Here is a 16,332-nt window from a genome sequence, read left to right on the forward strand (position 1 = left end):
ATGGCCGGCGTGCCGAACCACGGCAACGCCGCCTTCGGCTGCGCGTGACCCGGCGGGCGAGGTCCGGCAGCGTACGCCGGCACCGGCCCAGGCGACGTGCCCCGGCGCAGGCCGCAGCGCGTGCTTATCCGCGCCCCACGAACGGCATCGTGGTCGCCATGATCGTCATGTTCAGGATGTTCGTGTCCAGCGGAAGATTCGCCATCTGAACGGCTGCATTCGCGACATGCGTGACGTCCATGCGCGCCTCGGGCGCGAGGCTGCCGTCCGCTTGCGGGACGCCTTGCGTCATCCGTTCCGTGAGCGACGTCGCGGCGTTGCCGATGTCGATCTGGCCGCAAGCGATGTTGTAGCGGCGGCCGTCGAGCGCCAACGACTTGGTGATGCCGGTCACCGCATGCTTGGTAGCCGTGTACGCGATCGTATCGGGGCGCGGCGCGTGCGCGGAGATCGAGCCGTTGTTGATGATGCGGCCGCCCTGCGGCGTCTGCGCTTTCATCAGGCGCCACGCGGCGCGCGCACACAGGAAGACGCCGGTCAGGTTCGTCGCGACGACGCTGTTCCACACGTCGAGGTCGTATTCGTCGAGGGACACGACAGGCGCATTGCGGCCGGCATTGTTGAACAGGACATCGAGCCGCCCGAACTGCTGCGCGATCTGCGCGAACGCGTGGTCGACCGATGCTTCGTCGGTGACGTCGGCGGGAAACACCTGCGCGTCGCCGCCGGCGGTGCGGATTGCGTCCTGCGTATCACGCAACGATGCTTCGTTGCGTCCGAGCAGCGCGACGGCAAATCCCGCCTGGGCGAGCGCGATGGCTGCTGCGCGACCGATGCCGGAGCCGGCGCCCGTGACGGCAGCGAATTTCTTCGAGACAGACATGGCTTGATTTCCTGCGGGTTGAATGAGGCGCGAGGCGACAGCGGTTCGATGTCGTCGTCACTTCGGCAATGTAGTCGAAATGCTCGGCACGCGGAGTCGGGCGATGTCGCGATTCGCGTGCGACCGCGCGGTGACGGCGACTATTTCTTTCGTCCAGGCACGGCCCTGCGTGCCCGTGTGCCCGTCTCCGCGAACAGGTCGACCACGATGTCGCGCAGCCACCGGTTCCCTTCGTCCTGATCGACGCGCGTATGCCAGCCCGATGCCGGCCGAAAACGGGCGGGGCGATGCCCGCCCGCCGTCACTTCACGCATTCGAGCGCGTACTTCAATCCTTGCCCGAGCAACCCGCGCCACACGTCCCACGTATGCCCGCCGTCGACGATGCGCAGCTCCGCCGGGTTCTGCGCGCGGCGCAGTTGCGTGTACAGCACGCTCGATTCCGCCTGGATCGTCAGGTCGTCGTCGCCGGCCGCGATGAACATCGGCACGCGCCAGGTGCGCGCGAAATAGCCGCGCAGCAGCGCCGGGTAGTTGAGCTCGTGCCACACGCGCGCGTCGAACTGCCGTTCGCCGAACACGCCGACATAGCGCGCGGCGGAATTGAGCGGCGGCTCGTTCGCATAGATCGCGGGGCTCAGCAGCATCGCGCCGCAGAACAGCCCCGGTTCGAGCAGCGAGAAGCGCAGCGCGCCGAACCCGCCCATCGACACGCCGCCGATCGCGCGGCCCGCGCGCTGGTTCGACACCGCGAAGTGCGCTTCGACCTCGGGCAGCAGGTCGTTGAGGAACGCGCTCTGCATCTTCTCCTTGCGATCGACGTACCAGTCGGTGCCGCCCTGCGGCATCACGATCACGACGGGCGGAATCTCGCGGCGCTCGATCAGCGTGTCGGCGGTGGCCTGCAGCCGGCCCAGCGTGACCCAGTCGTTCGCGTTGCCGGCGTTGCCGTGCAGCAGGTACATCACCGGGTAGCGCGCGCCTTCCGGGTTGTAGCCGGGCGGCAGGTAGACCGTGTACGACCAGTCGCGCTTCAGCGACGCCGACCGGAACGTGCGCAGCACGACGCTGCTGCCCGGGTTGACCGGCGGCTCCTGGGCGGTCGACGGCGTCGTCGCGGTCTGGGCGGCCGGTGGCGGCGGCACGGGCGAGACCGGCGGCGCGGCCGGCGTGGCGCGGGCGGCGGCGATGGAGCCGGCGATCAGGGCGAGGGCGAACGGAAGGGCGAGTCGGCGCATGGCGAAGCGTTTCAGGAGAGGCGCCGGCTATCGTAGCAGCGGCACATGACGGCGCGGCGCGTCATCGCCGCGAACGGAACGGCAGCCGCGCGACGAGCGGCCCGTAGAGTTTGGCCACGAGATACAGCAGTCCCATCGCGACGGCGTCGGCGGTCAGGCCGAGCGGCACGTCGAGATAGCCTTCGGTCGCCTGGTACAGCAGCGAATCGACCGCGAGCGAGATGCCGGTGCCCGCGACGAAGCACAGCAGCCCCTGCCGGCCGATCGTGCCGATCCACGGCATCGCGTGCGCGACCTTCTTCATCCAGCCGAGGTGCACGAGCTTCGCGGCCAGCCACGCGATCGCGAGGAAGTTCACGAGGCGCAGCGTGCCGAGGTTCTGCTTGATCGACGGATCGGTCGGGAACGGCTCGATGCGCAGCCGGTAGTACGCGCCGGCCGCGACGATCGCGAGCGACACGGCCGTCAGCAGCCAGCCCTGCGGCTTGGGCGCGAGCGTCTGGTACACGGGCTGGCAGCGGGCGATCACGCCGAGCACGAACAGGAACTGCCACGCGAACGGATTGAAGTCCCACGGCGCGCCTTCGACGGTCGGCAAGAAGCGCGCGACGTGCGGCGCCGCATACCAGAGCGACCCGCTGAACGCGAGCATCAGCCACGGCTGCGTGCGCGCGAGCGGCAGCGCGAGCGGGACGAGCAGCGCGAAGAACGCATACATCGGCAGCACCGACGCGAGGTACGGCTGGCGGCGGAACAGCAGGATGTCGCGCAGCGCGGCGAGCGGCTTGTGCAGCAGGCCGTCGAGGTCGTTGGTCGGCATGTTCGGGCCGTCGATCGCGAACGCGTTCAGCGCTGCCGTGATCAGCAGCATCAGCCCGGCCGTCACGAGGAACGCGCGGTAGATCTCGAACGCGCGCCGGATGAAGCGCTGGCGCGCGGCGGCCTCGTCGTGCCGCTCGGCGAGCGAGTTGTACGCAATGGCGGTCGCGAAGCCGCCGAGGAACACGAACACCTCGGCCGCGTCGCACAGCGCGTACGCGTGCAGCGTCACGCGCGACAGGATGCTGCCGCCGATATGGTCGACGACGATGACGAGCAGCACGAGGCCGCGGAAGAAATCGAGTTCGGCGTAGCGGCCGGCCCGGGCCGGCGCGGTCATCGGACCGCCTCCCGGCGCGGGCCGCGGGCGCAGCCGGCACGTGCCGCGCAGGAATCGGGGTGAAGCATGACTTCTTGAAGAAAAGGCGAACGGATGCGCATTGTGCCATCGATGCGACGCGCATCGGGTTTACGCGGATGGCAGGTCGGCCTGCCGCTGCCGATAAGCCCGGTCAGGCCATCTGCGCAACGGGGCAGTTGGACGAGCGCAACGCTTTGCGCGCGACGACTCGCACCCGATGGACGGACGGTTTGCGTCGTGACACCATTTTGTCCTCACGCGGCCGCACACCGCGTCGTCCGCCCTGCGGGCCACACATACAACAGATCGAACAATTCGCCGGGCGCACGGCCTGCCCGGCCCTCGGCTCCGGAGATCCGTAATGAAGAAGCACGTCATTTTTGCCGCCGCGCTCGCTGCATTCGCCGCGCCGGCCTTTGCCCAGAACAGCGTGACGCTGTACGGCCTGATCGACGAAGGCTTCAATTACACGAACAACGTCAACGTCAATGGGGTCGGAAAGACGAATTACCAGCTCGCGAGCGGCTACGCGCAGGGCAGCCGCTGGGGCCTGAAGGGCAGCGAGGATCTCGGCGGCGGGCTGAAGGCGGTCTTCACGCTGGAAAACGGTTTTGACGTGAACAACGGCCGGCTCGGCCAGGGCGGCCGCATGTTCGGCCGCCAGGCGTTCGTCGGGCTGAGCCAGTCGCGCTTCGGCACGCTGACCTTCGGTCGCCAGTACGACTCCGTCGTCGACTATCTCGCGCCGCTGACCGCGAACGGCAACTGGGGCGGCACGCTGTTCTCGCACCCGTTCGACAACGACAACACGGACAACTCGTTCCGCGTCAACAACACGGTCAAGTACGCGAGCCCCGACTGGAACGGCCTGACGTTCGGCGGCACCTACAGCTTCAGCAACAGCACGGGCTTCTCGAACAACCGCCAGTACAGCATCGGCGCGCAGTATTCGCTGGCCGGGCTGCAGGTCGCGGCCGCGTACCTGCAGGCCAACAACCCGGGTATCGGCAATGCGGGCGCGATCGCGGCCGACGACGCGAACTTCGTCGCCGACCGCCTGCGCATCTTCGGCGGCGGCGTGAACTACACGTTCGGCCCGGCGACGGTCGGCCTCGTCTACACGAAGACGGACGTGAAGAACCCGGTGTCGACCGTCTACCTGCCGGCCTCGACGTTCGCCGGCCTCGGGCTGACGGCGACCAAGTTCCAGAACATCGAGATCAACGGCAAGTACCAGCTCACGCCCGATTTCTATCTCGGCGCGCAGTACGTGTACACGGACGGCAAGTTCGACGCGGCCGCCGGCTCGTTCAAGCCGAAGTACCACACGGTCGGCCTGATGGCCGACTACAGCCTGTCGAAGCGCACCGACGTGTACCTGCAGGGCGCATGGCAGAAGGTGGCCGGCGACAAGACCGGCACGGCGGTCGACGGCGGCTACGTGGTCGGGACCGACGGCCCGTCGGCGTCGTCAAACCAGTTCGCGGTGCGCGCCGCGATCCGCCACAAGTTCTGATTGTTTCGACCGGCCGGCGTCCCGGCGGCCGGCGCCCCGGCGTCGGCCGGTGTCAGTCCGCCCGGTGCATGCCGCCGAGCGTCTCCGCGAGCCAGTCCACGAAGATCCGCACACGCGGCGCCAGATGCCGGCCGGTCGGGAACACCACCGACACGGGCAGCGGCGTCGCATTCCATTCCGGCAGCACCTCGACCAGCGAGCCGTCGGCGAGCAGCGGCGCGAGCCCGTCACGCGGCGCCTGGATCAGCCCGAGGCCCGCGACGCAGCACGCGAGATACGCCTGCGAGCTGTTGACCGACACGACGCTGTGCATCTTCACCGTGTGCACGTCGCCTGAATCCATGTCCGCATATTCCCAGTCCAGCTCGCGGCCCGTGCGGCTCGAGAAATAGCCGACCGCGACGTGGTCGGGCAACTCGTCCGGCGAACGCGGCGTGCCGTGGCGCGCCAGATACGCGGGCGACGCGCAGTTAATCTGCGCCATCTCGCCGACGCGCCGTGCGACGAGCGACGTGTCGGACAGCACGCCGACGCGTACCGCGCAGTCGATGCCGTCGGCGACGAGATCGACGAAGCGGTCGGTCGTGCTGATCACGACGCGCAGGTCGGGGTAGCGCGCGTGGAAATCCGGCAGCGCCGGGATCACCTGGTTCAGCGCGAAACGTTCGGGCAGGTCGACGCGGATCACGCCGCGCGGCGACGTGCCGGCATCCTCGAACAGCGTTTCCGCATCGTCGAGATCGGCGAGCAGCCGCACGCAGCGCTCGTAGTAGGTCGCGCCTTCGGCGGTTAGCGCGACGCGCCGCGTCGTGCGTTGCAGCAGGCGGATCTTCAGGTGCTTTTCCAGATACTGGACCGCGTTGCTGACGGTCGGGCGCGGCAGTTGCAGCTGCTCGGCCGCTTTCGTGAAGCTGCCGAGATGGGCGACGCGCGCGAAGATGCGCATTGCTTGCAGATGGTCCATGCGGGCGGAAGCCTTGGCGGGGAGGGGAACAAGGCTCCATTGTTAATCAGCGTTGAATGGTTTGGTTGGGCGTTTCCCGTTTATCGCGCGGCGTCGCGCGGGCAGAATCCGTTCCATCCACTCACCATTCGAAGGAAACGAACATGGACATGCGTCAACTGGGCCGCACGGGCCCGCAGGTATCGGCGATCGCGCTCGGCTGCATGGGGATGTCGGACTTCTACGGGCCGGCCGACCGCGACGAAAGCATCGCGACGCTGCGCGCGGCGCTCGACCACGGGATCACGATGCTCGATACCGGCGATTTCTACGGCATGGGCGACAACGAGATGCTGATCCGCGATGCGCTGCGCGGCCGTGCGCGCGACCAGGTGCTGATCAGCGTGAAATTCGGCGCGCTGCGCGATCCGGCTGGGGCGTTCGTCGGCTACGACGCGCGGCCCGCGGCGATCCGGAACTTCGTCGCGTATTCGCTGAAGCGGCTCGGCACCGACTACATCGACATCTACCGTCCGGCTCGCGTCGATCCGACGGTGCCGATCGAGGAGACGGTCGGCGCGATCGCCGATCTCGTGCAGGCGGGGTATGTGCGCCATATCGGGCTGTCGGAAGTCGGCGCGGACACGATTCGCCGCGCGGCCGCCGTCGCGCCGATCGCCGATCTGCAGATCGAATACTCGTTGCTGTCGCGCGGGATCGAGGCCGAGATCCTGCCCGTCTGCCGTGAACTCGGCATTGGCGTGACGGCCTACGGCGTGCTGTCGCGCGGGCTGCTCGGCGGCCGCTGGACGGCGGCGCGGCAGGGGGAGCGCGATTTCCGCGCGGCGAGCCCGCGCTTCCAGGGCGAGAACCTCGCGCACAACCTCGCGCTCGTCGACGCGCTGCGCGCGATCGCCGACGAGAAGGGCAGCAATCCGGCGCAGGTCGCGATCGCGTGGGTGCTGTCGCGCGGCGCCGATATCGTGCCGCTGGTCGGCGCGCGCAAGCGCACGCAACTGCAGGACGGTTTGCTGGCGACTAAATTGCAACTAACGGTCAATGATCTCGCTCGCATCGAGGCGGCGGTGCCCGCCGGGGCGGCTGCTGGCGACCGTTATCCCGCCGCACAGATGGCGCACCTCGACAGCGAGCAGGGCCGGGGGTGATACACGGGGCCGGATCGCCGGGCGCCACAGGTCCGTCCGGCGGGCCCTAGCCAGCCTCAGGCAAAACCAGATGGCCGGCAGCATGGCGGGGCGGCACCATCGGCGCCGTACTCAACCGAATGGAACCGCCTCCATGCAAATTCATACGCTGACGATCATCGTGCTGGTGTTCCTGCTGGCCGGCGCGGTCAAGGGAATGATCGGGCTCGGGCTGCCGACGATCGCGATGGGGCTCCTGACGCTCGCGATGCCGCCTTCGGCCGCGGCCAGCTTGCTGCTCGTGCCGTCGTTCATCACCAACGTGTGGCAGTTGTGGCTCGGCCCGTCGTTCGGGCCGTTGCTGCGCCGGCTGTGGCCGCTGCTCGCCGGCCTGGCGATCGGCACGCTCACGGGCGGGCTGCCCGCGCTCGCGGCCGGCAGCACCTGGACGCACGCGGCGCTCGGCGTGGTGCTGATCGTGTACGGGCTGTGGGGGCTGGCCGCCGCACGATTGCCCGCGCCGGGTCGTCACGAGAAAGGGCTGTCGGCCGTGGTCGGCTACCTGACGGGCGTCGTGACGGCGGCGACCGGCGTGTTCGTCGTGCCGGCCGTGCCTTACCTGCAGGCGCTGCGGTTGTCGAAGGACGACCTGATCCAGGCGCTCGGACTGTCGTTTACCGCATCGACGATCGCGCTCGGCCTGCAATTGCACGTGTCGGGCGCGCTGCAGACGGTGGATCTCGGCGTGTCGGCGCTCGCGCTCGTGCCGGCGCTGGCGGGGATGGCCGGCGGCCAGTATGCGCGGCGCGTGATGAGCGAAAAGGCGTTCAAGCGCTGCTTCTTCATCGGGCTGATCGCGCTCGGCGCGTACATGGCGGCGTCGGGGTGGCTGTGAGCGGGTATTGCGGGCGAGGGTGATGCCTGCGTCGTTCAGAAGCGCCCGAAGCCGGTTTCAGTGGCCGGCTTCGGGCGTGTCACACGGCGTGGATCACGCGGCTCAGGCCGGATCGGCGTACTTCAGCGACCACCCGAACGTGCGCGTCGTGCCCGCGCCGAGTGCAAACGGCTTCGTCGTGCACGCGAAGTTCGAATGCAGCTGGCCGATCGGCGTCGTCGACAGCGGGTTCGTCGCGCCGTTCGCCGTATCGAAGGCGGACAGTGCGCAGGTATCGAACCCGGAGGCCGCATAGCCGGTCGCGACGCTGTTCGCGTACATCACCGACATGCCGTCGCCATTGGCCTGCGTGGACGCGAAATCCGCGAACGACGTGAAGTCCGTCTCGACCGCGAGGTTGCCCGTGAGCGTGCCCGAACTCAGCGTGTCGCTGCGCGACACGGTGCCGTGCGCGAACGTCAGCACCGTATGCACCTGCAGGTCGAGATCCGTCGTGTAGGCGGCGTTCTTCGACGCGAGACGGAACTTCGTCGTATCGAACGACACGATCACCTGGCCGTTGCCTTGCTGCACGTTCAGGTTCCTGTAGTACGTGACGGGAATGTAGGTTTTTGCGTTGTACGTCACCTGCGGCACCAGCAGCGCGTAGCCGAGATCGGTCGTGCCGTAGATCAGCTTGTCCGAGAACGGCACCGGGTAGTACGGCGTGTACGAGTTGTAGTCGGGCGCCTGGCTCAGGTTCAGGTTGAGCACGCGCCGGCCGTCGCGCACGGTGAGCAGCGCCGCGCTGTACGGGTGCGCGGCATCGGTCGGCTGGTTGTACCAGGTGAGCGTGTAGCGCGGCAGCGCGTCGAGCCATGCGCCGTAGTCGGCATCGGCCATCGGCGCCTTGCCGCCGAAGCCGAGCTTGTTCCACCACGCGTTCACGTACAGGTACTGGTGCAGCAGGCTGAAGTTCTCGCCCATCACGCGCGGCTTGCCGCGATACGTGTCGGTGCCGCGGCCCTTGACCCACATGTTCACCGACGGCGTCGGCAGCGACGGGTCGTACCAGTACGTGTCGAAACGATGCGCGGCCCGGTAGATGAATGCGTACGCAACCTGCTTTTCCTGGTCGGTCAGCACGCCGGCGTTGGCGGCGGCCGTCAGCACTTCCATGAACGCGGAATCGCCGTACGGGCCGATCGAGCGGCCGTAGTTGAAGCCCTGGCCGCTGGCATTCAGCTGCGGCAGGATCAGGTCGACCGACTTGCGCAGATAGCCCTTCAGTTCGGGCGTGAGATTCGCCACGTTGTCCATCTCGAACGTACGCTCGACCACTTCGCCGATCAGCAGCGTGCTGTAGCGGTCGAAGCGCGCCTGGTCGTAGTAAGTCGTATGCGTGTTCGACGCTTCGTCCGAGAAGCCGCCGGAAGAATCGTTGCGGATGTGGTTCGTCAGCGTGTACAGCAGCGCGTCGCGCGCGCCCATCGTCGCGACGGACGGATCGGTCTTCGACGCGAACGACGGGCTACTCCAGCCGAGTTTCTGGCGCAGCCCGGCAATTCCGTAGGACACCGCATAGTAATTCTGCGCGGTATTGAGCGACGCGATGTCGATCGGCGTGCCGGCGGCCGGGCACGTACTGGTCTTGCCGCTCGCATCGGGGCCGAACATGTCGCAGAAGGTGAGGCGCTGCTGCAGCGTCGCGAGCATCGCGTCGCTGAAGACCTCGTTGAGCATCCCGTGCGCCTTCAGGTTGTTCAGCGCGACGAGGTAGTAGTACTCGCCCCACGACGTGTTCGCATACGCGTAGTTGCTGCCCGACTGCGCCATCATCGCGGTCGTGATCGTCTGGTACGTCGCGAGGTAGCTCGCGTATTGCGGGTCGTTCTTCGACTTCATGTCGATCAGGATGTACGACAGGCCGAGCGCGAGCTTGCCGGGCAGGAATTTGTCGCCGGTGTTCGTGTCGAGCACGTGGACCGGCGTACCGTCGCCGAGATCCATCACGACCTGCGTGAAGTCGGGCGACTTCCGGATCAGGTCGAACAGCGCGCGCATCTGGCCCATCATCGTGACCGGAATGTTCGTGCCGGCCGGCACGCTCGTGTCGGGCGCACCGTAGACGAGCGCCTGCAGCGAGTTCGACGCGAGCGTGGGTGTCGTGGACGGGGGCGGCGATGACGGCGGCGTATCGGTCACGTCGTTGCCGCCGCACGCGCTGACGAATACGACGGAAAGGGCGCTGAGCGCGGCGCCGAGCGCGAATCTGCTGCGCGGATGCATTGTGTCTCCAGTTTTGAATAGTGATGAAGGACGGGCAGGTGTGGCCGTTGCCGCGCTCGACGCCCGTACCCGGCCGCCGCCCTGCAACCCTGATCCCTGCGGGCGGACAGCCTGAATCACAACTCGAGCGGGCAAGCGTTTCCCCTGCGCGGGCCGTGGCCGGCGTCACGCCGAAGCATTGGAAAACGTTTTCCAAATTTAGGCATCGGGCGGCGCGATGTCAATGAACTTTCACGCCGGATGCGCCGGTGAAAACCCGGATGGTGGGAATGGCGAGATGGGGCGGGAGATCAGGATGACGCGGGAATTACCCGGTATTTTGTCATCGATCGAGCAGATATCGTGCCGGGAAAGAGCGCTGGAGCGACAGGCAACAAGATTGAACGTCGACGTGCTTTAGATGGATGACGAGAGAAAACGTTATCCATAAGGATCGAGGCGCATCACCGCAGATATCGGGCCGCCACGACGGGGCTAGAGCTGCGCCTCGATCGCGGCCTTGTCGATTACCGACCAGACCTGGCGGATCTTGCCGTCATGAAACTCGTAGAACACGTTTTCGGCGAACGTGACCTTTCGGCCGTCGACGGCGAGCCCCATGAACGTCCCCTTCGGCGAACAGGCGAAGCGCAGCCGACATGCGACGCGCGGCGGCTCGCACGCGAGCAGCCGGATGTCGAAACGGAGATCGGGAATGTCGCGATAGTCCTGTTCGAGCATCGCGCGGTAGCCGGCGAGGCCGAGCGGCCGGTCGTTGTGGATCACGTCGTCGGACACATACTCGCCGAGCGCCGCCCAGTCCTGCCGGTTCAGGCAATCGATATAGGCGCGATAGCGGGTGGCGAGATCGGTTTCGGTCATGGTCATGTCTCCGTGTATCGACGATGTGGCGCGCGTTACGGCGACGTTGCCGCGCCGGACAGGAACGCGACGAACTCGCGCGTGTACTTCGGCAGCGCGTCGAACGACCGCGCGCAGAGCGTCAGCTTCCGGTGGCTCCACGGATCGGACAGCTCGACGAGCCGCACGTCCATCGTCTGCATCGCGCGCTCGGCCGCATGGCGCGACACGATGCCGATGCCCACGCCGCTCGCGATCACGCGGCAGATCGCATCGAAGCTCTTCAACTGCACGCGATAACGGATCCGCTTGCCGAGTGCGCGCGCCTGGTCGGCGAGATGCACCTGCAGCGCGCTGCCGTCGGTGAGGCCGATGAAATCTTCGCCGGCGATCGCGTCGAACGCGACTGCCCCGTGCGACGCGAGCGGATGCGCGGCCGGCACGACGACGATCAGCCAGTCCTCGCGGAACGGCTTCTGTTCGAGCCCGCCGAGCCCGACCGAATCGGCGACGATGCCGACCTCGGCCGTCTTGTTGCGGATCGCGTGCACGATCTCCTGGCTCGAGCGTTCCTCGACGCTGATCGACAGCTTCGGATGGTGCGGCAGGTAATCGGCCAGCGCGTCGGGCAGGTATTCGCTCAGCGACGCCGTGTTGCACAGCAGCCGGATATGGCCGCGCAGCCCCTGGCCGAATTGCTGCAATTCGCCGCGCATGTGGTCGATCTGCTGCAGCACGGTGCGTGCGTGGTGTTCGAGCGCGCGGCCCGCGTCGGTCGCCTGCGCGCCCGACTTGGTCCGGTGCAGCAGCGGCACGCCGAGCTCGTCCTCCATGCCGCGGATGCGCTCGCTCGCGGCCTGCAGCGTGATGTGCGTGCGCTCGGCGCCGCTTGTGATCGTGCCGGCTTCGCAGATGTTCAGGAAGAGCCGCAGGTCGGTCAGGTCGAAACGCATGATGGGCGGGGAGTGAAGGCGTTGAATGGCCGATAAGTTAGCAGGAACCGCCGCGCCGGTCTCAGGCGCAGCCTGAGGCCCGATTCGCCGGTTCCGCATTTTCGGGGCGCGATCGATGGCCGAACATGGCTGCACATCAACCGAGGGAGCCTGTCATGCGGATCGATTCGTCGTGGGGCGTGTCGTTCAAGATCGCGCTGCATTTGCTGTTCCTGTGCATCGGCATCGCGTGGGCCTGTTCCGAATTTGTCCGATGGTTGCATTGAGTGCTGCTGCGCGCCTATTGAAACAAATCTGTCATAGTTTTTGACGACGAAAATTCTTCCGCTTTTCCACAAATAGACCATCAAGTTTTTCTGAATCGGACCGTATTACCGGTAGCGATGCCGGCCGGCATCCGGTTCGTGATCGTTTGTCATCATTGTTTGCATCCGGTTACACGTCGGCCGTTCCGTTTTTGAGATGCTTGAAAGATTGTCAAACCGGAGTCGGATCGTCCATGAAAACGCGCGAGATTCACCGCAACGCGGCGTGGTTGCCAGGCCTGGCAGCCGTGCTCGTCATGGCCGGTTGTGCAAGCACGCAGTCCGTCCCGCCGAGCGATACGCTGGCGGGCTCGTCGTCGAGCCAGCCGGCTTCCGCGCCGTCGGCGGCCCCGTCCGCCACAATGCCGCCCGCGCCGATTCTCGTTGCGCAGAAGTACGTCGTGAAGCGCGGCGACACGCTGACGGGCATCGCGTCCGCGAACGACTGCAGCGTGGCCGACCTGCGCACCTGGAACAAGCTGCCCGGGAACGGCAGGCTGCGGATGGGGCAGGTGCTGCGCATCGTCAAGCAGCAGCCGCTGCCGCCGGCGGGCGCGGCCGGGACGCAAACGGCCGCGGGCAATGGGGCCGCTGGTGGTCAGGCAACTTCACAGGCGAGCACGTCGAATGCGAGCGACCGCCAGGTCGTCAAGGAAACGAAACGGCATGCGGGCGGTGTCGCGCTCAAGTGGCCGGCGAGCGGCAAGATCGTCGACGGGTTCCGGCCGGGGCAGAACCGCGGCATCCAGATCGCCGGCCGGCCGGGCGACCCGGTGCGCGCCGCGGCCGACGGCCGCGTGATGTACGCGGGCACCGGCCTGAACGATTACGGCAGCCTGATCATCGTCCAGCACAACGCCGATTTCCTGACCGCGTATGCGCACAACCGCAAGCTGCTCGTGAAAACGGGCGACATCGTGCGCCAGGGAGACGAGATCGCCGAGATGGGCGACCTCGACAACTCGCGCGTCGCGCTGCTGTTCGAGGTCCGGCGCGACGGCAAGCCGGTGAATCCGATGCCGTACCTGCCTTCGTCGCAAGGGTGACGCAGGGCCGTTTTGCTGGAACGTGGCGGCGGTCGCTGCTACGCTAGGGTCTGTTCATGCACGTCCCGCGCACTGCGGGGCCGACGGGCGTCTTTCGGGGATGCGCGGCGAATGCCGTCGCGGGCCGGCCGTCGGCGTGAACGGGCGCGCTTCGCCGAGGCGTGCCCGCGTTGCTTCGTGCCACCGTTTCCGACAGAACGCACTTCATACATGGAACACTCTCCGACACGCCGCTCGCTGTTGCTTGCCGCCGTTGCCGCGCCGTTCGTCGCCGCGTGCACCTCCGCGCCGGTCGCCGACCAGGGGCGCGCCCACACTGCCCAGGCCGAACTGGCCGCACTCGAAAAAGCATCGAACGGCCGCCTCGGCGTCGCCGCGCTCGACACGTCGAACGGCGTGCGCATCGCCCACCACGCGCGCGAGCGCTTCCCGCTGTGCGGCACGTATGCGGTCATGGCCGCCGCCGCGATGCTCGCGCGCGGTTCGCTCGATGCCTCGCTGCTGCCGCGCCGCATCCTGTATCGCCGCTATGAAGTCGTGTCGGGCTCGCCGATCACCGAAAGCCACGTCGACACGGGCATGACGATCGCGCAGCTGTGCGAGGCGATGCTGCAGGCGGGCGACAAGGGCGCGGGCAACCTGTTGATGGGCGTGCTCGGCGGCCCGCAGGCCGTCACGTCTTTCGCGCGCGAGAGCGGCGACACGACGTTCCGCCTCGACCACTGGGAGCCGGAACTGAACAAGGCCGCGCCCGACGACGAACGCGACACGTCGACGCCCGTCGCGATGGTCGACACGCTGCAGCGGCTGCTGCTCGGCAATGCGCTGCAAGCGCCGCAGCGCACGCAGCTGACGGAATGGATGGCCGGCGGCGCGCGCGGCGCGACCGGCATCGCGGCGAGCGTGCCGCCGGGCTGGCGCGTCGCGGAAAAAGCCGGCACGGGCGGCTACGGCACGACGACCGACGTCGCGGTGCTGTGGCCGCCGTCGCGTGCGCCGATCGTGATGGCCGTGTCGTTCACGCAGCAGCAGGCCGATGCCGCGGCGCGCGCGGACGTCGTCGCGTCGGCGGCGCGCATCGCGGCGGGCGCGCTGACTGCGACGGCCTGACGGGCCGGCGTCTCGCGCAACGCGGGCGTTTGGCTTATCGTGTCGGTCTGCGCGCGCCGGCGTCGGCGCGCGGTTCTTCCGCGCCGTTTTTCCGTTTCCCGTTCGCCATGCACCGACTTCCGCCCCTGCACGCGCTGCAGATCTTCTCGACGGTGGCCCGCCACCGCAGCTTCACGCGCGCGGCCGAGCAGCTGTGCATCACGCAGGGCGCGGTGAGCCGGCAGATCCAGACGCTCGAGGCGCACTATGGCTTTCCGCTGTTCAAGCGGCATGCGAAGGGGCTCACGCTGACGGCGGAGGGCGAGCAGTTGCTGCCGGTCGTCAACGAGAGCTTCGCGCGGATCGAGGACATCTCGATGAAGCTCACGCGGCAGCGCACCGATCTCGCGCTGAAGGTGCCCACCTGCGTGATGCGCTGGATGCTGCCGCGCATCATGCGCTTCCAGGGCGAGCATCCCGATCTCCATGTGCAGATCACGACCGCGTGGCAGCACGTCGTCGATTTCTCGACCGAGCCGTTCGATGCGGCGGTCGTCTACGGCACGTCGCCGGGCCCCGGCGTGTTCGCGCTGCCGCTGTTCGACGAGCGGCTGACGCCCGTATGCGCGCCCGAGCTGCGACAGGCGTCGCCGCTCGATGCGGTCGGCGATCTCGCGCGCCATACGCTGCTGCATCCGACCCGCGACCATCGCGACTGGCGCGCGTGGCTCGACCATGCGGGCGAGCGCAGCGTCGATCCCGCACGCGGGCCGACGTTCGACACGCTCGATCTCGCGACGAACGCGGCGATGCAGGGTTTCGGCGTCGCGATCGGCGATGTGACGCTCGTCGACGACGACGTCAGCGCACACCGGCTCGAACGGCCGTTCGACATCGTGCTCGAAACCGGCGCGCGCTACTTCTTCGTGTATCCCGAGACCATCGGCAGCCAGCAGAAGATCCGCGCGTTCAGCGACTGGATCGCGCGCCATCGCGACTGACGCGCGGCGGCTCCGGCAGCGGGTTTCTACTGGTAGGTCACGACGGCGATCATCGGCGCGTGCGCGTTGCCCGGACGGTCAGGTAAAACGATTGCGCGCGAGGCCTGCGTAAAGGTCGTGGTCTTGATCGTGCGCAGGCTTGCCGCGTCGACGAACGCGACTTGTCCGCTGGCAGGCCGCGGGCAGTCGGGGCGCACGTGCGCGTGGGCGGCATCGGCCGTATCGAGCGCGAACGAGCAGGGCGGCTCGACGATCATGCCGGTGAAGTGGATGATGCCGGACGCGCCGGCGGCGAATGAAGAGGACGAGGCCAGAAGCGAGGCAGCCAGGGCAAACGAGGCGGCAAACGAACGATGCTTCATGACAGGCTCCAGAGAGGAAGCGCGTCGCAGCGAGGCCGCTCGAATGGCAGTCCGTCAACGCTGCGGTGCTGTATGCGTAAACGGCAAGTTCATCGAACCTCTTGAGTGAGAAACCGGAAATAACGACGCTGAGCAAACGACGCCGTGTTCCTTCAATCAATTTATCTCAAAATTGTGCGGCCGCAAGTCGGGGTATTGCCGGTGACGTAAACTCGAGGGAAGCGCGTCAATGGACGCGGGATTCGCAGGTAAATCGTTGAGGGCTCAACGAATCGACCATCCGGTGAATGACGATGCGCCAAAAGAAAACGGCCGCTCGTGTGTAACGAGCGGCCGTTTGCGTCGGAGCGCGGTCTGCGGTGTTCAGCCCGCGCGCTTGCGGATCGCACCCACGACGACGAGCAGCACGATCGCGCCGATGATCGACGCGATCCACCCCGCGCCCTGGCCCGGCGCATACCAGCCGGCCGCGCGGCCGACGTAGCCGGCGACCAGCGAGCCGACGACGCCGAGCACGATGGTCATCAGGATGCCCATCTTGTCGTCGCCGGGCTTCAGTGCGCGGGCGAGGAGGCCGACGATGAGCCCGACCACCAGGGTTTCGATGAATTGCAGCATGAATGCCTCCCTATAGCTGTTGTGCTGTTGACGAAAGGAAGTTGACCCGTG

Annotated in this window: 15 protein-coding genes and 1 pseudogene; 6 read left to right on the forward strand and 10 right to left on the reverse strand. The window is 67.3% G+C overall.

What is annotated here, in order from left to right:
* Nucleotides 1–124: 124 nt before the first annotated feature.
* From U5798_RS05490 to U5798_RS05505, 4 genes and pseudogenes are all read right to left on the reverse strand, one after another.
* On the reverse strand, nt 125–883 hold the full coding sequence (locus U5798_RS05490) for an SDR family oxidoreductase (protein ID WP_322081456.1): 759 nt from the start codon (nt 881–883) through the stop codon (nt 125–127).
* Nucleotides 884–1,023: 140 nt separating this feature from the next.
* Nucleotides 1,024–1,140: pseudogene (locus U5798_RS05495) on the reverse strand (LysR family transcriptional regulator); the annotation flags it as partial.
* Between the two features lie 44 nt (nt 1,141–1,184).
* Entirely contained in the window at nt 1,185–2,120 is a 936-nt protein-coding gene (locus tag U5798_RS05500; RefSeq protein ID WP_322081457.1) for an alpha/beta hydrolase, read from the reverse strand.
* A 61-nt stretch (nt 2,121–2,181) separates the two neighbouring features.
* Complete coding sequence (locus U5798_RS05505) at nt 2,182–3,279, reverse strand: OpgC domain-containing protein (RefSeq protein WP_124446887.1); 1,098 nt, start codon at nt 3,277–3,279, stop codon at nt 2,182–2,184.
* Between the two features lie 382 nt (nt 3,280–3,661).
* Here U5798_RS05505 and U5798_RS05510 point away from each other — a divergent pair, with 382 nt between their 5' ends.
* Complete coding sequence (locus tag U5798_RS05510) at nt 3,662–4,816, forward strand: porin (protein ID WP_124446889.1); 1,155 nt, start codon at nt 3,662–3,664, stop codon at nt 4,814–4,816.
* Nucleotides 4,817–4,868: 52 nt separating this feature from the next.
* Here U5798_RS05510 and U5798_RS05515 read toward each other — a convergent pair whose 3' ends face one another.
* A complete protein-coding gene (locus U5798_RS05515) occupies nt 4,869–5,780 on the reverse strand; it encodes a LysR family transcriptional regulator (protein WP_322081458.1) in 912 nt (303 codons plus the stop codon).
* Nucleotides 5,781–5,923: 143 nt separating this feature from the next.
* Here U5798_RS05515 and U5798_RS05520 point away from each other — a divergent pair, with 143 nt between their 5' ends.
* Complete coding sequence (locus U5798_RS05520; RefSeq protein ID WP_322081459.1) at nt 5,924–6,925, forward strand: aldo/keto reductase; 1,002 nt, start codon at nt 5,924–5,926, stop codon at nt 6,923–6,925.
* Nucleotides 6,926–7,058: 133 nt separating this feature from the next.
* On the forward strand, nt 7,059–7,799 hold the full coding sequence (locus U5798_RS05525; protein ID WP_322081460.1) for a sulfite exporter TauE/SafE family protein: 741 nt from the start codon (nt 7,059–7,061) through the stop codon (nt 7,797–7,799).
* A gap of 102 nt (nt 7,800–7,901) precedes the next feature.
* On the opposite strand, the gene U5798_RS05530 is transcribed toward U5798_RS05525, so the two are convergent.
* The 3 genes from U5798_RS05530 to U5798_RS05540 all read right to left on the reverse strand — a co-directional run bounded on the left by U5798_RS05530 (nt 7,902) and on the right by U5798_RS05540 (nt 11,860).
* Nucleotides 7,902–10,067: a hypothetical protein gene (locus U5798_RS05530; protein ID WP_322081461.1), complete on the reverse strand. Its 2,166-nt coding sequence runs from the start codon at nt 10,065–10,067 to the stop codon at nt 7,902–7,904.
* Nucleotides 10,068–10,541: 474 nt separating this feature from the next.
* Nucleotides 10,542–10,928, reverse strand: a complete 387-nt coding sequence (locus U5798_RS05535; RefSeq protein WP_124446899.1) for an ester cyclase — start codon at nt 10,926–10,928, stop codon at nt 10,542–10,544.
* Between the two features lie 35 nt (nt 10,929–10,963).
* Entirely contained in the window at nt 10,964–11,860 is an 897-nt protein-coding gene (locus U5798_RS05540; protein ID WP_124446901.1) for a LysR substrate-binding domain-containing protein, read from the reverse strand.
* Nucleotides 11,861–12,359: 499 nt separating this feature from the next.
* Here U5798_RS05540 and U5798_RS05545 point away from each other — a divergent pair, with 499 nt between their 5' ends.
* The 3 genes from U5798_RS05545 to U5798_RS05555 all read left to right on the forward strand — a co-directional run bounded on the left by U5798_RS05545 (nt 12,360) and on the right by U5798_RS05555 (nt 15,301).
* Entirely contained in the window at nt 12,360–13,211 is an 852-nt protein-coding gene (locus tag U5798_RS05545) for a peptidoglycan DD-metalloendopeptidase family protein (RefSeq protein WP_124446903.1), read from the forward strand.
* A gap of 210 nt (nt 13,212–13,421) precedes the next feature.
* Nucleotides 13,422–14,321, forward strand: a complete 900-nt coding sequence (gene bla, locus U5798_RS05550) for a class A beta-lactamase (protein ID WP_124446905.1) — start codon at nt 13,422–13,424, stop codon at nt 14,319–14,321.
* 107 nt (nt 14,322–14,428) lie between these two features.
* On the forward strand, nt 14,429–15,301 hold the full coding sequence (locus U5798_RS05555; RefSeq protein WP_124446907.1) for a LysR substrate-binding domain-containing protein: 873 nt from the start codon (nt 14,429–14,431) through the stop codon (nt 15,299–15,301).
* 26 nt (nt 15,302–15,327) lie between these two features.
* Here the strand turns inward: U5798_RS05555 and U5798_RS05560 are convergent, their stop codons facing one another.
* The gene (locus tag U5798_RS05560) at nt 15,328–15,663 is read right to left on the reverse strand and encodes a type 1 fimbrial protein (RefSeq protein WP_321856367.1); all 336 of its coding nucleotides are present in this window, start codon (nt 15,661–15,663) and stop codon (nt 15,328–15,330) included.
* A 363-nt stretch (nt 15,664–16,026) separates the two neighbouring features.
* Nucleotides 16,027–16,281, reverse strand: a complete 255-nt coding sequence (locus U5798_RS05565) for a GlsB/YeaQ/YmgE family stress response membrane protein (RefSeq protein ID WP_124446911.1) — start codon at nt 16,279–16,281, stop codon at nt 16,027–16,029.
* Nucleotides 16,282–16,332 lie beyond the last annotated feature (51 nt).

The organism is Burkholderia sp. BCC1972 (genome assembly GCF_905339605.1).
In the GTDB taxonomy this organism is placed as follows: domain Bacteria; phylum Pseudomonadota; class Gammaproteobacteria; order Burkholderiales; family Burkholderiaceae; genus Burkholderia.

Bases quoted from the DNA above. Each gene is read 5' to 3' on its own strand.
- U5798_RS05490 (WP_322081456.1), bottom strand. From the start codon at position 883: ATGTCTGTCTCGAAGAAATTCGCTGCCGTCACGGGCGCCGGCTCCGGC.
- U5798_RS05500 (WP_322081457.1), bottom strand. From the start codon at position 2,120: ATGCGCCGACTCGCCCTTCCGTTCGCCCTCGCCCTGATCGCCGGCTCC.
- U5798_RS05505 (WP_124446887.1), bottom strand. From the start codon at position 3,279: ATGACCGCGCCGGCCCGGGCCGGCCGCTACGCCGAACTCGATTTCTTC.
- U5798_RS05510 (WP_124446889.1), top strand. From the start codon at position 3,662: ATGAAGAAGCACGTCATTTTTGCCGCCGCGCTCGCTGCATTCGCCGCG.
- U5798_RS05515 (WP_322081458.1), bottom strand. From the start codon at position 5,780: ATGGACCATCTGCAAGCAATGCGCATCTTCGCGCGCGTCGCCCATCTC.
- U5798_RS05520 (WP_322081459.1), top strand. From the start codon at position 5,924: ATGGACATGCGTCAACTGGGCCGCACGGGCCCGCAGGTATCGGCGATC.
- U5798_RS05525 (WP_322081460.1), top strand. From the start codon at position 7,059: ATGCAAATTCATACGCTGACGATCATCGTGCTGGTGTTCCTGCTGGCC.
- U5798_RS05530 (WP_322081461.1), bottom strand. From the start codon at position 10,067: ATGCATCCGCGCAGCAGATTCGCGCTCGGCGCCGCGCTCAGCGCCCTT.
- U5798_RS05535 (WP_124446899.1), bottom strand. From the start codon at position 10,928: ATGACCGAAACCGATCTCGCCACCCGCTATCGCGCCTATATCGATTGC.
- U5798_RS05540 (WP_124446901.1), bottom strand. From the start codon at position 11,860: ATGCGTTTCGACCTGACCGACCTGCGGCTCTTCCTGAACATCTGCGAA.
- U5798_RS05545 (WP_124446903.1), top strand. From the start codon at position 12,360: ATGAAAACGCGCGAGATTCACCGCAACGCGGCGTGGTTGCCAGGCCTG.
- bla (WP_124446905.1), top strand. From the start codon at position 13,422: ATGGAACACTCTCCGACACGCCGCTCGCTGTTGCTTGCCGCCGTTGCC.
- U5798_RS05555 (WP_124446907.1), top strand. From the start codon at position 14,429: ATGCACCGACTTCCGCCCCTGCACGCGCTGCAGATCTTCTCGACGGTG.
- U5798_RS05560 (WP_321856367.1), bottom strand. From the start codon at position 15,663: ATGAAGCATCGTTCGTTTGCCGCCTCGTTTGCCCTGGCTGCCTCGCTT.
- U5798_RS05565 (WP_124446911.1), bottom strand. From the start codon at position 16,281: ATGCTGCAATTCATCGAAACCCTGGTGGTCGGGCTCATCGTCGGCCTC.